Annotated in this window: 12 protein-coding genes; 9 read left to right on the top strand and 3 right to left on the bottom strand. The window is 45.8% G+C overall.

The annotated features are described in order from the left end of the window. Window positions 1–13 precede the first annotated feature (13 nt). A complete protein-coding gene (locus tag WA407_RS11085; RefSeq protein ID WP_336077368.1) occupies window positions 14–1,834 on the top strand; it encodes a DUF6382 domain-containing protein in 1,821 nt (606 codons plus the stop codon). A 196-nt stretch (window positions 1,835–2,030) separates the two neighbouring features. On the opposite strand, the gene WA407_RS11090 is transcribed toward WA407_RS11085, so the two are convergent. Then, a complete protein-coding gene (locus tag WA407_RS11090; protein WP_336077369.1) occupies window positions 2,031–2,945 on the bottom strand; it encodes a TIGR01777 family oxidoreductase in 915 nt (304 codons plus the stop codon). Between the two features lie 298 nt (window positions 2,946–3,243). Here WA407_RS11090 and WA407_RS11095 point away from each other — a divergent pair, with 298 nt between their 5' ends. From WA407_RS11095 to ppnP, 4 genes are all read left to right on the top strand, one after another. Further along, the gene (locus WA407_RS11095; protein WP_235307806.1) at window positions 3,244–4,371 is read left to right on the top strand and encodes a deoxyribonuclease IV; all 1,128 of its coding nucleotides are present in this window, start codon (window positions 3,244–3,246) and stop codon (window positions 4,369–4,371) included. 22 nt (window positions 4,372–4,393) lie between these two features. Beyond that, window positions 4,394–5,293 (top strand): formyltetrahydrofolate deformylase, encoded by a 900-nt coding sequence (gene purU, locus WA407_RS11100; protein ID WP_336077370.1) that lies wholly within the window; start codon window positions 4,394–4,396, stop codon window positions 5,291–5,293. A gap of 393 nt (window positions 5,294–5,686) precedes the next feature. Further along, window positions 5,687–7,732 (top strand): transketolase, encoded by a 2,046-nt coding sequence (gene tkt / locus WA407_RS11105; RefSeq protein ID WP_336077371.1) that lies wholly within the window; start codon window positions 5,687–5,689, stop codon window positions 7,730–7,732. 214 nt (window positions 7,733–7,946) lie between these two features. Beyond that, entirely contained in the window at window positions 7,947–8,261 is a 315-nt protein-coding gene (ppnP, locus tag WA407_RS11110; RefSeq protein ID WP_013309288.1) for a pyrimidine/purine nucleoside phosphorylase, read from the top strand. A 107-nt stretch (window positions 8,262–8,368) separates the two neighbouring features. On the opposite strand, the gene WA407_RS11115 is transcribed toward ppnP, so the two are convergent. Continuing rightward, entirely contained in the window at window positions 8,369–9,268 is a 900-nt protein-coding gene (locus WA407_RS11115; protein ID WP_336077372.1) for an NAD(P)-dependent oxidoreductase, read from the bottom strand. A gap of 250 nt (window positions 9,269–9,518) precedes the next feature. Between WA407_RS11115 and WA407_RS11120 the strand changes: the two genes are divergently transcribed. The 3 genes from WA407_RS11120 to WA407_RS11130 all read left to right on the top strand — a co-directional run bounded on the left by WA407_RS11120 (window position 9,519) and on the right by WA407_RS11130 (window position 12,242). Further along, complete coding sequence (locus tag WA407_RS11120; protein ID WP_235307810.1) at window positions 9,519–10,874, top strand: glucose-6-phosphate isomerase; 1,356 nt, start codon at window positions 9,519–9,521, stop codon at window positions 10,872–10,874. A gap of 148 nt (window positions 10,875–11,022) precedes the next feature. Then, window positions 11,023–11,655 (top strand): YigZ family protein, encoded by a 633-nt coding sequence (locus tag WA407_RS11125; protein WP_029516377.1) that lies wholly within the window; start codon window positions 11,023–11,025, stop codon window positions 11,653–11,655. A 5-nt stretch (window positions 11,656–11,660) separates the two neighbouring features. Beyond that, window positions 11,661–12,242, top strand: a complete 582-nt coding sequence (locus tag WA407_RS11130) for a TetR/AcrR family transcriptional regulator (RefSeq protein ID WP_061829550.1) — start codon at window positions 11,661–11,663, stop codon at window positions 12,240–12,242. Between the two features lie 172 nt (window positions 12,243–12,414). Here WA407_RS11130 and WA407_RS11135 read toward each other — a convergent pair whose 3' ends face one another. Then, window positions 12,415–12,816: a secondary thiamine-phosphate synthase enzyme YjbQ gene (locus WA407_RS11135; RefSeq protein WP_336077469.1), complete on the bottom strand. Its 402-nt coding sequence runs from the start codon at window positions 12,814–12,816 to the stop codon at window positions 12,415–12,417. A gap of 219 nt (window positions 12,817–13,035) precedes the next feature. On the opposite strand from WA407_RS11135, the gene WA407_RS11140 reads away from it, so the two are divergent. Next, window positions 13,036–14,097: a sulfate/molybdate ABC transporter ATP-binding protein gene (locus WA407_RS11140; RefSeq protein ID WP_103047598.1), complete on the top strand. Its 1,062-nt coding sequence runs from the start codon at window positions 13,036–13,038 to the stop codon at window positions 14,095–14,097. Window positions 14,098–14,180 lie beyond the last annotated feature (83 nt).

Genomic DNA, 14,180 nt, shown 5'->3' on the forward strand with positions numbered 1-14,180 from the left:
AGGAGGTCATGAATTGTTGGGTTTAAGCAGGGATTTTGCCCGGAACGGCGGGACATTTATGATTCTAAACAAGGAAGACGGGCTCAAGACCGATGATTTAAATTCCGTACAGACCGGAATGATGACAGGTAATCGGATTCCCGGTCTGCTGGAACTTAGAATAAAGGAAGTCGATTTTCAGATTGAGTTACATTACGACATTTCGGGGCAACGCATGCTTTCCCAGTTATGGAAAGGTGGGGGCGTGTCGACTTCTGATTTCTACCGGATTCTTTATGAAGTGGCAGATGCCCTCCATCGCAGCCCGCAATATATGTTAGATATCCGCCAGTTTATTTTGCATGAGGATTATATTTTTCTAAGTGGTTTAGGTACTAGGGAAACCGCCAGTTTAACCTATGTTCCTTTACGCAGTGTACAGTATGCAGGGCAAACAGGCAGTCAATTTAAGCAGATGGTTATTCGTTTAATGACTCGTGTGGCCCACTTTCAGGGAGAATATATACAACGCATACTGGATCTGTGTGATAGAAATGAATTTGAATTGGGATTGCTAAAGGAACTGTTATTACAAGGAATGAAGGCCGGTACAGAGAGTGCTAGCGTGCAGGGAGAAAGTATGGAGGGGCGAGCTTTTTCATCAGCCGACCCTATCATATCTGCTCATACCTCTCATGTCTCTCATACCTCACAGGGGAACTATACTGATCGTGGCGGAACATACGGGCAAGAGCATCGGGAGACTCTGCAGGAGATTCAGGAGCTTAAACGGATCAATCGGCTCAAACCGTCCATGAAACCAGAGGAGAATTCTGAGCTTGTAACAGAAAACGAAGTAGAAGATGTGGAGCCTGGATTGCAAAAATATAAAACGTACATTGCTCTTGGATGTCTGCTCGCTTCGGCCATCGTGTGGCGTTATATTTATCTGGATCATCCAGAGACGGTACCTTTGATCATTTCCGTGGTGCTGACCTTGGTACTTGTCGCCGTTGCTTATATAAGCTGGACGGGGAAATGGGAGCGCAATAGAACTTCATCTCATATGTACAGCGATTCAGTACCTGTATTGGATTCGGAATGGTTAGGAACTACTTCTTCCCCAGCGCAGCGGAAAAATGATCGTTATCAGGTAGATAAACTGACCGGATTTGTAGCGGGACAGCATCATCAAGACAAGCGATCTTCCGATTTGAGTGATCAAGGGCAGGAGAGCTGGAGATGGACTTTTCCAAACTCAGAATCTAAAAGCGTGGGAGACCGAGTTACGGAAGACAGGGAGAAAACTTCAGCAAATTTTGACTTACACGAGCCATCGTGGAAAGGTGCGGAGCGGGGAAATGAATTGGAAGCCAGTGATACCAGTGAGGCTTATTATAAGTCTCTCTCCGGGGTAACGGAGCTGCTAAATGCTGCATCTAAGCAGGAAACCATGCTGCTTCGTCCAGATCAAGAGATACAGATTTCACCTGTTCAGCAATCACCGATTGCTTGCCTGGATCGCAAGCCACCAGGTAGTGGAGGGACCGAGCGCATCCGGTTGCAGCCAGACCAATTCGTTGCAGGCAGCTTTATCATCGGGAGAGACCCGCAACTGGTCCAGTTTGTGGAGCATACGGATGGAGCCTCCCGTTCTCATATTGAGCTTTGTATAGTTACAGGAGAACATAGCCACATTGTTAAGGATTTATCCTCGACGAACGGAACTGTTCTGAATGGAGAGCCTATGGTGCCTTATAAGGAGTACACAATGAAGGATGGAGACACTTTTAAAATCGCCGGGGTATCTTATACTTATCGGTTGGACACTTTTAAATCCTCCAATGCATCATAAATAAAGGTTATATGGATATATGTCAAGAAGAGGCCTGTTATGTTCAGGGCTTCTTTCTTTGTAATAGGGGCTATTCATAGGAATAAAATGAGCATCTTAAAAACTTGCAGTCTGCTTGAGAGATTGTGTCGGACTAAAAAAGAACTCTAAGCTGGCAGTGACACTACCTACCGGCCTGGAGTTCCTCTTTTTAGATTCAATGCTGTTTTTGGGAAGAATGGAGTTCCTCTATAGCGTCCTTAAGTGAAGGATAGTTAAACTTAAATCCGTGCTCCAGCGCTTTGCGCGGTAGTACCTTTTGACCATCCAATACAAGCGTGCTCATCTCACCAACTAGCTTTGAAACGAGAATGCTGGGGACGGGAAACCAGTGCGGACGGTGATATACCGTAGCTACTGTCCTCCCAAACTGGTCGTTCGTCAAGGGATGTGGTGATGAAGCATTCACTGCCCCGACGATTTCTGTCGTATGGATGCAGTACGTGATCAGACGAACGATATCTTCAATATGAATCCAGCTCATCCATTGATGACCACTGCCTATTTTGCCGCCGAATCCGAAGCTATAAGGCATCTTCATGAGGGGGAATGCCCCTTTTTTTCTGTCCAGCACAAGGCTAATGCGTAACTTAATTAAACGGGCATCAGAAGGGTAGGCATTGGCGGCTTCCTCCCATTGCTCAACCACCTGAGACAGAAAATCTCCCGAACGACGTGGGCTCGTTTCATCGAATGTTTCGGTCAGGGAAGTACCATAGGCGGCAACAGCCGAAGCCTGAATGATAACTTTCGGCTTTTTTTGTAGAGCATTCAATGCTTGAGCCAACCGGGCAACAGATAGCAGTCGAGATTGAAGAATTCTTTGTTTGGATTTATCCGTCCAGCGCTGATTCAGCGTTTCGCCTGCTAAATTAACGACCGCATCGGTGCCTTCCAGTACTTCAGGCTTTTGTTTTAATTCGTTCCAACTCATATATTGCAAACGGGGGCTCGCTTCGTGTCCTACCAGTGGCTTGCGGGTAACGACTTTCACAGTGTATCCGTCGTCTAGCAAGCTTTTGACCAGTGCACTCCCCACCAATCCAGTTCCTCCACATACGATGATGTTCATGGAGCCAGCTCTCCTTCCGATTCACAAAAAAAATACATCTGTTATAGAATATAACCCTTTTCGAGAAAAAAACTTCATATGAATGTACCTTTATACGGTTAAGGATGTCAATCCATGATTTTATTTACCCTCGTATGACTAACATATATTCGGATGTGTACTTTATCTACGTGTTCCCTTAATAGAGTCATTTAAGAAAGCTGCCATAAAAGCTATGTTGTTTGATTTCAATAATCACGTTAAAATGATTAAATTAAAATAAGACAAGCATAACAGGATAAGGGGATGAATCAGAATCATGCTGAAAATTGGTTCTCATGTGTCCTTCTCGGACAAGGGTCTGCTCAGCGCTACAAAAGAAGCGTCTTCTTACGGGTCCAGCTCCTTTATGATATACACGGGAGCACCGCAAAACACGCGCCGTAAGCCGATGGAGTCCATGTATTTGGAGGAAGGCAAGCAGTTAATGGCTGAGAAGGGAATGGAAGATATCGTGGTGCATGCCCCGTATATCATCAACCTTGGCTCTTACAAAGAAAATACCTATGAGCTTGCGGTCAGCTTTCTTCAGGAGGAAATTCGACGCACACACGCGATTGGTGTGAAAAATATCGTGCTGCATCCAGGCGCTTTTACCGATAAGGATGCAGAATACGGAATTGGGCGTATTGCTGATGGTTTGAACGAGGTACTAAACGGTGTGAAGGAGACAGATGTTAACATTGCGCTTGAAACGATGGCAGGCAAAGGAACGGAAATGGGTCGTAGCTTTGAGGAGATTGCCTCCATTATAGATAAAGTAGAGCATAACGAGCGTCTTACAGTTTGTATGGACACCTGTCACATTCACGATGCGGGTTATGATATCGTAAATGATCTGGACGGTGTATTAGAGCAATTTGACCGCATTGTCGGCTTGAATCGCATCGCAGTTGTTCACATTAATGACAGTAAAAATCCAGTTGGCGCTCATAAAGACCGACATACTCCGATCGGATCAGGCTGGATTGGCTATCAGACGATTCATAATGTGGTGCATCATGAAGCACTTCAAGGACGTCCGTTTATTTTGGAGACGCCATGGATTGGGAAGGAAGCCAAAACTCAGCGTCCGATGTATGAGGTTGAAATTGCCCTGCTCCGAGGAAATGTAAAGGAGCGCTTTGGGGATGAGTTTTTGGGTCAGGTAGAGCAATTGCATTCGTTTTTCAAAAAACAGGATGTGGATGTCCGTAAATTTGTGCTGGACACCTGGACTCTGCTGAAAAATGATGCCAAAGCAAGAAAAGCCGATCCACGTGAGCCGTTGGAGCGTTTGTATGACATGATAACGGAAGCAGCACTATTTCCAGATTTGAGCGAAGAACACATTAATCAACGGTTGATTGCCTGGTTTGCCGGCAGTCATTTGCCAGTGACGGTATAAGCTAAGGGGGATTAATAGCCACATGGAAATTCACGTAAAACATCAGCCAAATAGCACTCTATCAGCCCATGAAAACCGCGCGCGTATGCTTGTATCTTGTCCAGACGGACCAGGTATTGTAGCGGCCGTGTCCCGTTTTTTGTATGAGCATGGGGCCAATATCGTTCAATCTGACCAATATACAATGGACCCGTCCGGCGGTATGTTTTTTATGCGGATTGAATTTGATCTGCCGAATTTGAGTGCAACCCAGCCACAGTTGGAGCAGGATTTTGCCGCTGTTGCTGAGCAATTCCGTATGGAGTGGACGATTTCTGCGGTCAGCCGCAAGAAAAAACTGGCTATTTTCGTTTCCAAAGAAGATCACTGTTTGGTAGAACTGCTGTGGCAATGGCAGGCAGGAGATCTGGACGCGGATATTTCATTGGTAGTTAGTAATCATCCGGATATGAAGGAGTATGTGGAATCATTTGGCATCCCGTATTACCATATTCCGGTAACCGCCGATACCAAACCGGAGGCGGAGCGCCGTCAACTAGAGGTCATTGGCGAAGACATTGACGTTATCATTTTGGCCCGTTACATGCAGATTATTTCTCCCAAGTTTATTGAGCATTATCGCAACCGAATTATCAATATCCATCATTCCTTTCTGCCTGCATTCGTGGGTGGGAAGCCATATGCCCAAGCCTATAATCGCGGTGTGAAAATTATTGGTGCTACTGCGCATTATGTAACTGAAGAATTGGACGGCGGCCCGATCATTGAGCAGGACGTGCAGCGGGTAAGTCATGGAGATGATGTAAATGAGCTAAAACGGATCGGTCGCACCATAGAGCGGGTCGTTTTGGCAAGAGCCGTGAAATGGCATGCAGAGGATCGTATTCTGGTGCATGAGAACAAAACGGTCGTTTTTAACTAATCTTAAAATTTTAGAAGAAAATTTGTGAATATATATTTTTTTGTTAAACAAAGCCCGCCGCATAACGGGCTTTGTTTTTTTATGTGAGTTATTTGCCTTATAAATGGTCAGTACATAATATTTTTTTGTGATTTTATAATTTTTTAAATGAGGTTAATACATTACGGGTATATTTATATGAGGACTCGGTACAACATTTCCACAATCATCTTTATAAACGATCTGGCAAACTTTCACGGCAAATGGTACAATACTTAAGAATGTATAAGTCATATTGAAACATTCAAGCAGATTCACTCACTTCAACAGACATCGTTTTTGTATCAGACGGTGATGTTGAAGAGTATGACCGAATGCAATTGACATACTTTTTACAATATGAGGAGGCTAACCATGACTGACCAGAACCAAGCGATCCAAAAGGATGAAAACTCCACGATCGACAATTTGTCCATCACAACTATTCGTACGTTGGCAATTGACGCCATCGAGAAAGCAAACTCGGGACATCCTGGTATGCCGATGGGCTCCGCGCCAATGGGATACCAACTTTTTGCTAAAACGATGAATCATAATCCCGATCAACCTACATGGGTTAACCGTGACCGTTTTGTATTGTCCGCAGGACACGGTTCCATGTTGCTATACAGCCTTCTGCACCTGACCGGCTATGATCTTCCTATGGAAGAACTGAAACAATTCCGTCAATGGGGAAGCCTTACACCGGGACACCCTGAGTTTGGCCACACTGCTGGTGTAGATGCTACAACCGGACCTCTGGGACAAGGTCTCGCAATGTCCGTTGGTATGGCAATGGCTGAAGCTCAACTGGGCGCAACATATAATAAAGACGAATTTAAAGTTGTAGATCACTTCACATATGCAATCTGCGGCGATGGCGATCTGATGGAAGGTATTTCTCACGAGGCTGCTTCGTTGGCTGGTCGCTTACAGCTGGGCAAGCTGATTGTATTGTTTGATTCCAATGATATTACACTGGACGGCAAGCTTAATCTGTCCTCTTCCGAGAGTGTTGCCAAACGTTTTGAAGCTTACAACTGGCAAGTACTGCGCGTAGAAGATGGTAACGACCTTCCAGCCATCCAAAAAGCCATTGAAGAAGCGCAAGTCGACTCGACACGCCCTACGCTGATTGAAGTGAAAACAGTTATCGGCTACGGAAGCCCGAACAAACAAGGTAAAGGCGGACACGGTGGTACTCATGGTTCCCCGCTGGGATCAGAAGAAGCTAAGCTGACTAAAGAATTCTACAAATGGGTATACGAAGAGGACTTCCACGTACCACAAGAGGTTCGCGAGCATTTTGCTAAAGTAAAAGAGCGCGGTATCGCGGCGAACAAAGCATGGGATGAACAGTTTGCGAAATACAAAGCAGCTCACCCTGATTTGGCAGCTCAGTTCGAAACAGCTGTAAACGGCGATCTTCCAGAAGGATGGGATCGTGATCTTCCGAAATACACGACTGGAGACAAAGCCGTTTCGACTCGTGTAGCTTCTGGTAATGCTCTGAATGGATTGGCTCCAAACGTACCTTTCCTGACAGGCGGATCTGCCGATCTGGAGAGCTCCACGATGACACATTTGAACAACCTGACGAACTTTACGCCAGAAGACTACGCCGGCCGTAACATCTATTTCGGTATCCGTGAATTTGGTATGGCTGCTGCGATGAACGGTATGGCGTTGCACCAAGGTGTAAAAGTATTCGGCGGTACATTCTTCGTATTTACAGACTATCTGCGTCCAGCCGTTCGTCTGGCAGCTCTGATGGGATTGCCTGTAACCTACGTTCTGACTCACGACAGTATTGCTGTAGGTGAAGATGGTCCGACTCATGAGCCGATCGAACAATTGGCTTCCCTGCGTATTATCCCGAACCTGACAGTAATTCGTCCGGCGGACGGTAATGAAACTTCTGCTGCTTGGGCTTATACATTGGAAAACAAGAAAAACCCGGTTGCTCTGGTATTGACTCGTCAAAACCTGCCAATCCTGGCTGCTAGTGCTGAGCATGCACGCGAAGGTATCAAACGTGGTGCTTATGTGGTTGCAGATGCAACAGACGGCAAACCGGTTGCTCAAATTCTGGCTACAGGCTCCGAAGTGCAATTGGCTGTTAAAGCTCAGGAAGCACTGGCAGAACAAGGTATTCAAGTACGTGTTGTCAGCTTCCCAAGCTGGGATCTGTTCGAAAAACAAGACAAAGCATACAAAGATTCCGTTCTGCTGCCAGAAGTGAAAGCTCGTTTGGCTGTCGAAATGGCGTATCCACTGGGCTGGGAAAAATATGTTGGCGATCAAGGCGACATTCTCGGTATCAGCACGTTCGGTGCATCCGCACCTGGCGACCGCGTAATTAAGGAATACGGTTTTACAGTAGAGAATGTTGTTAGCCGTGTGAAAGCTTTGTTGAAATAAAACACTGAGCATCTAAAACAGACAGTCGTAACCTGAGAAAGGCTTACGGCTGTTTGTTTCATACAGTTGATGCTTTGCAATGAAATCACTATTGAATTCCAATGTATAGGATACGGTGATACAGTGTGTATTTTCATACTGAAGCTGGAATCAAATCTATGTTATGATGCACCAATATTCATTCAACCATTGAGAGCAGATGAGGGGATAACGAATGACACAGTTCGATGGAGTAAGCGTAGTTAAAAAAGCAAACGTTTATTACGATGGTCAGGTTACAAGCCGTACAGTCATCCTGGGTGACGGCAGTAAGGTTACACTGGGTATTATGCTGCCAGGAACGTATGAGTTCGGCACGGATTCCCGTGAGATCATGGAGATTTTGGCAGGGGATTTGAGAGTGTTGCTTCCAGGTACTGAGGAATGGCTAGAAATACAAGGGACGGCAACCTTTCACGTACCTGCAAAGTCTTCATTCAAGCTGGAAGTACGAAGTGTAACTGATTATTGCTGTTCTTATCCCGAATAAAAGCTAAAAAGGGTAAGTACACTCAGCCTTCAAGCCAAGTGTGCTTACCCTAAAGCTATGCCATATGTACACAAGCACAGCCGTATGGTTACAAAGAAAGGTGCAGCTTATTCGAGAGGTTGACCACCAATGGTGTGGCCAATCCATGCTTCGTATGTCTTCACGACAGCGGATAGGTCTTCATCGCCGTAGCCTTGTGTTTGCCCGGCTTGAAACAGGCTTTTGGCAATGGATAACATAGGTGCAGGGATGGACAGGCTGTCTGTTAGTGAGGAAGCAAGCTTCAAGTCCTTAAGCATCAAGGCAAGTGAGAACTGGTTGCTAAAATCATGTTCAATGATTTTGCGCCCTTTCAGGTCAGCGGCCTTGCTGCCTGCCGATCCGAGTTGTACCAATTCAAGGAAGCTGTCTGCCGGGATGCCGGATTTAGCCGCGATAGCAAAGCCCTCAGCCAGAGCGAGGTTATGAATACCCACCATCGTATTATGAGCGAGCTTGGCTACGGCCCCGCTGCCATTAGGTCCCATATGAAGTACCTTTTTGCCCAGGGTATCAAAAACATCTGATTGTGCCGCAATGGCTTCTGCATTACCGCCAACCATGAACACAAGTGTACCGTCTACAGCAGCAGGCTTACTGCCTGTTACGGGTGCATCAATGAAAGAGCAACCCATCTTGTCCGCTTCGGCGGCCAGTTGCTTGACCAGTTCAGGTGAAATCGTACTGTTGTCCATCACGGTCATGCCAGCCGTAAGTCCGGCAAACACGCCGTCATCGCCGTAATAGATGTCACGAATGGAGTGATCATCGCTGACCATGGTAATGACCAAGTGCTGACCTTCAGCTGCTTCACGAGGAGTTGAAGCTGTACGTGCACCTTGCTCTGCCAGTGGTTCGCAGCGCGAAGCGGTACGATTATAAACTGTGACTCCGAATCCCTGCTTTAGCAGATTGGATGCCATCGGGGCGCCCATGGTGCCCAGTCCGATAAATCCGATATTTTTCATTGCTAATCACCTTTCTTGTTGGAAGTTGCCGTCCGATGCAGATTGCGAGTTCGGCTTGAAATGAATATAAAACAGGTTGATCTCAGTTAATTGTAGCATGGGCATGCTACCCTATCTACAGGAGGGGCTGTCAAGCACAGGATACACAGGTAACGCAAGCTTGTCAGGCCCCGCAAATTAAAGTATCCTATTCCTAAGTCCTTATGTTCGTATTCATGGTCTTAGTAATACCAAACAGGAGGTTCCAAACATGTCTAAAAAAGTTAATTTTGATTACACTAAAGCGCTCTCCTTTATAGGTCAGCACGAAATTGATTATTTTGCAGAGCCCATCAAGCTGGCTCATGAGCAACTGCACAACCAAACCGGTGTAGGGTCCGATTTCTTGGGTTGGATTGACCTGCCTACCAATTATGATAAAGAAGAGTTTGCGCGCATCCAAAAGGCTGCTGCTAAAATTCAAAGCGATTCCGAAGTATTGATCGTAATCGGTATCGGTGGTTCCTACCTTGGAGCACGTGCTGCGATCGAAATGCTGTCGCATTCTTTCTACAATGCGCTGCCTAAAGATCAACGTAAGGGTCCAGCTATCTATTTTGCTGGTAATAACATCAGCTCTACATATGTGAATCATCTGTTGGAACTGATTGAAGGTAAAGACTTCTCTGTGAACGTCATTTCCAAATCAGGTACGACAACAGAGCCAGCGATCGCATTCCGCGTATTCCGTGCAGCTCTGGAGAAAAAATACGGTAAAGAAGAAGCACGCAAGCGTATTTATGCAACGACGGATAAAGAACGTGGCGCTTTGAAAAAATTGGCTAACGAAGAAGGCTACGAATCCTTCATTATTCCTGATGACGTGGGTGGTCGTTACTCCGTGCTGACAGCAGTAGGCTTGTTGCCGATTGCTACTGCAGGCATTAACATCGAGGAAATGATGCAGGGGGCGGCAGACGCTTCCAAAGAGTACAGCAACCCGAATGTAGCTGAGAACGAAGCTTATCAATATGCAGCCGTTCGTAACGCTTTGTACCGCAAAGGTAAAGCAATTGAAATTCTCGTAAACTATGAGCCGTCTCTTCATTTTGTATCCGAGTGGTGGAAACAGTTGTACGGAGAAAGCGAAGGCAAGGATTACAAAGGCATTTATCCTGCTTCTGTTGATTTCTCGACAGATCTGCATTCCATGGGACAATTCATTCAGGAAGGCAGCCGCAACATTTTTGAAACGGTAATCCAAGTAGAAAATGTACCAAGTCACATCACCATCGAAGCAGATGAGGATGATCTGGACGGACTGAATTTCCTGGCAGGCAAAACTGTGGATTTTGTAAACAAAAAAGCATTCCAAGGTACATTGCTGGCTCACACAGACGGACAAGTACCGAACTTGATTGTAAATATTCCTGACTTAAGCCCTTACTCTTTCGGCTATCTTGCTTATTTCTTCGAAAAAGCTTGCGGCATCAGCGGCTACCTGTTGGGTGTAAATCCGTTCGATCAACCGGGCGTAGAAGCTTACAAGAAGAACATGTTTGCGCTGCTCGGCAAACCAGGCTTCGAAAAAGAAAAAGCTGAGCTTGAAGCGAGATTGTCTGAATAAGAGTGCTGTAATCTCTGATTCGAAACAGGATTTCGGTCAGAAGTGTTATAGTGTATAGCATCAATTAAAGTACAGGAAAGCAGTTCACCAGCTGCCAGAAGCGGGGGACTGCTTTCTTGTAAAATGAAGTAAGGAAGGTTATACGTGTATGTTGGAACAATACCGAACCGTACGCGGTGCCGGCAACAAGGAAATTGTGATCCGAAAATCCCGTTTTATCGGCCATATTCAGCCTGTTCAAACTGAGGAAGAAGCAGTTGCTTTCATAGAGCGCATCAAAAAAGAGCATTGGAATGCTACCCATAATTGTTCTGCTTACATGATTGGGGAAAGAGACGAAATCCAAAAGCAATCGGATGACGGAGAACCGAGTGGTACGGCTGGAAAGCCTATTTTGGAGGTGATCCGCAACCAGAAGCTAAAAAATGTCGCTATTGTTGTTACCCGTTACTTTGGTGGGATTTTGTTGGGAGCAGGCGGTCTGATTCGCGCGTATTCCGATGGTGCTGTTGCAGCAATCGAGGCAGGAGATGCAATTACACGTGTGCTGCATCGTGAAGTTTTTGTAGAATTGGATTATACCTGGTTGGGCAAAGTGGAAAATGAATTACGCAATCGCAGCATCCGCACTGGAGAAACAATGTTTACGGATAAAGTTACCTTAACCTGTCTGCCGCTGGCTGGTGATGCGGAATCCTTCAGCAACTGGATAACAGACTTGACGCAGGGGCAATCGCTTGTGTCGGAGGGAGAGCAGCTTTACTTTATTGAAGGGGAATAAATAATATGGCTAGAAGAGCAGTAGAACAGGAGTTGTCAAGAGGGCGGATTCTGGAAGCGGCCAGGCACTTGTTTATTACCAAGGGCTACCGTGCGATTTCAATGCGCAGCATTGGCCAGCATCTGGGTTACAGTCATGGTTCGTTATATTATCATTTTAAAGAGAAGGCTGAACTGTTCTATGCCATTGTAATTGAAGATTTTAATACATTGCGTGGGATTCTACTGCAAGCAGCAACAGGTACGCCTGATGATGGCTTGAGCAGGTTGGAGTACTTGATGCTGGAATTTATCCGTTTTGGTTTGGAAAATCCATATCAATACGAAATTATGTTCATGATGCACGATGAAGAACTATTTGCATACTGTCGCACAGAGCAAAACCGTTGTGTGGAACTATTTGCGTCCATGATCCGTCAAGAATTGAGTGGTCAGGGGCATTCGGAGGAATATTGCTCTAGGGTACCGAAAAGTCTGTTTTTATCCATGCATGGCTTTGTATCATTTTATATTCAGGACGGTTTAACATTTGAAGAAATTAGGCCCGCTGCTTTAGCACATGTAAAGCTGCTGTGCAGACACCTATGAGCGTACCTGCATTCACACACTTCAGCCATGAACATGTAGGGCGCTTTTCTGGGTGTATGCACTTCATGACGGTGACTTATCATTACGGTACTTTGCGAAAGCGACTGAGAATTTAACAGACGATGATGCATCCAGTAGGAAAACATCATGGTCTGTTTTTTTACCCGGTCCGTCAGCCCTTCATGATCTTTACATGGTATTGGCGTCTGCGTGGTCCGTCGAATTCACAAAAATAAAGTCCCTGCCATCGTCCGAGCAACAGCTTTCCATCATGGATGATGATCGTTTGTGAGGGGCCTGTCGTAATGGATTTTAGGTGGGAAGCTGTATTTCCCTCCATATGGCGATATTGAGGATGCTCCCACGGATAAACTTCATCTAGTCTTAATATCACATCATGTTTGACGTCTGGGTCTGCATTTTCATTAATGGCGATGCCGGCTGTCGTGTGTGGACAATAAACAAGTGCGGTTCCTTGTTGTACCCCGCTTTTTTTGATCAATGAAGCAACCTCTCGTGTAATATCGCGCATTTCATCTCGCCGTGTAGTGGATAATTCTAAAGTATGCAACAATAACTCCATCTCCTTTCTTCCTAATACTTTACCCTTTTAATTCCTAATATAATATATAGTTGACGAAAATTACTTTCCTTTGATAAAGTATCACATAAGAAAAAACATAGTATATACATTGGAATAATTAAATGATTTCAAATGAGGTACGTGCTTTGCGGGAAGCAAGGCTGCTGCTGTTCCTGAACAGGTCCAGAAGCGGAAAGGAAGTGTACGGATATGCATGTGGAAGTAAGAGGATTAAACAAGCATTTCGGTAATTTTCATGCAGTAAAGGACGTATCTTTTGATATTCAGGCAGGCCATCTTATTGGCTTACTCGGTCCAAGTGGTGGGGGGAAAACCTCCATTCTTCGCATTTTGGCGGGTCTGGAGCAACCGGATGCGGGAGAAATTCATTTTCATGGAAAAAGGGTAAACGAGCTGTCCCCGCAGGAACGTGGAATCGGATTTGTATTTCAAAACTATGCGTTGTTCAAGCACATGAGCGTCTACGACAATATTGCCTTTGGCCTGAAAGTGAAAAAAAGCTCCAAAACCCGCATCAAGGAACGGGTCACAGAGTTGGTCGAACTAACGGGGCTCAAAGGATTTGAGCATCGTTATCCGCATCAGTTGTCAGGTGGACAGCGACAGCGGGTTGCCTTTGCGCGTGCTTTGGCACCAGAGCCTCAATTGCTGCTGTTGGATGAGCCTTTTGCAGCTATTGATGCCAAGATTCGTCAGGAGCTGCGCACCTGGCTGCGAGAGTTGATTGAGCGGGTGGGTATTACTTCAATTTTTGTCACCCATGATCAGGATGAGGCGATTGAAGTAGCGGATGAAATTATGGTGATTAATCAGGGACGACTGGAGCAGAAGGGAACACCTTGGGATATTTATAAAAAACCGGGTACTCCGTTCGTGGCTTCCTTTATTGGGGAATCTACGGTGATTGAACAGGCAGGCAGTCTCAGAGGCTTCGAAGAAGCTGCTGGACTGGGAACACGTGCCTTGATCCGTCCAGAGTATATTGATGTCGGGCCAAGCGAGGAATTTACGCTTCTGTCGGCGACCGAGGAAGGCACAGTGAAGCATTTGCATTTTCGTGGAAGTGAGTGGATGGTTGAAGTACAGGTCGGGGATCATCGTCTCATGACATACCGCTCGCTGGAGAAGTCTACGCTGGAACCTGGTCAGCAGGTGCGAGTGTTGGTGCATCGAGCCTATCTCTATAATGACCAGTCCAGCTGGATGGTGGAAAACCGCCTGAAGGAAGATCCAATGCCTATCATCATTTGAAAATAAATACGATCACGCATGAGGGGATGTCTAGCCGGATTTCACGGCTTTGGGCATGCTCCTTTTGGCGTTGGACGCTGGAA

Origin of the sequence: Paenibacillus sp. 203, assembly GCF_037027525.1 — a bacterium.
Lineage (GTDB): Bacteria > Bacillota > Bacilli > Paenibacillales > Paenibacillaceae > Paenibacillus > Paenibacillus polymyxa_B.

Excerpts from the sequence above, each read along its gene's own strand:
- tkt (WP_336077371.1), top strand. The coding sequence starts at position 5,687 with ATGACTGACCAGAACCAAGCGATCCAAAAGGATGAAAACTCCACGATC.
- WA407_RS11140 (WP_103047598.1), top strand. The coding sequence starts at position 13,036 with ATGCATGTGGAAGTAAGAGGATTAAACAAGCATTTCGGTAATTTTCAT.
- WA407_RS11115 (WP_336077372.1), bottom strand. The coding sequence starts at position 9,268 with ATGAAAAATATCGGATTTATCGGACTGGGCACCATGGGCGCCCCGATG.
- WA407_RS11120 (WP_235307810.1), top strand. The coding sequence starts at position 9,519 with ATGTCTAAAAAAGTTAATTTTGATTACACTAAAGCGCTCTCCTTTATA.
- WA407_RS11125 (WP_029516377.1), top strand. The coding sequence starts at position 11,023 with ATGTTGGAACAATACCGAACCGTACGCGGTGCCGGCAACAAGGAAATT.
- WA407_RS11090 (WP_336077369.1), bottom strand. The coding sequence starts at position 2,945 with ATGAACATCATCGTATGTGGAGGAACTGGATTGGTGGGGAGTGCACTG.
- WA407_RS11095 (WP_235307806.1), top strand. The coding sequence starts at position 3,244 with ATGCTGAAAATTGGTTCTCATGTGTCCTTCTCGGACAAGGGTCTGCTC.
- WA407_RS11130 (WP_061829550.1), top strand. The coding sequence starts at position 11,661 with ATGGCTAGAAGAGCAGTAGAACAGGAGTTGTCAAGAGGGCGGATTCTG.
- ppnP (WP_013309288.1), top strand. The coding sequence starts at position 7,947 with ATGACACAGTTCGATGGAGTAAGCGTAGTTAAAAAAGCAAACGTTTAT.
- purU (WP_336077370.1), top strand. The coding sequence starts at position 4,394 with ATGGAAATTCACGTAAAACATCAGCCAAATAGCACTCTATCAGCCCAT.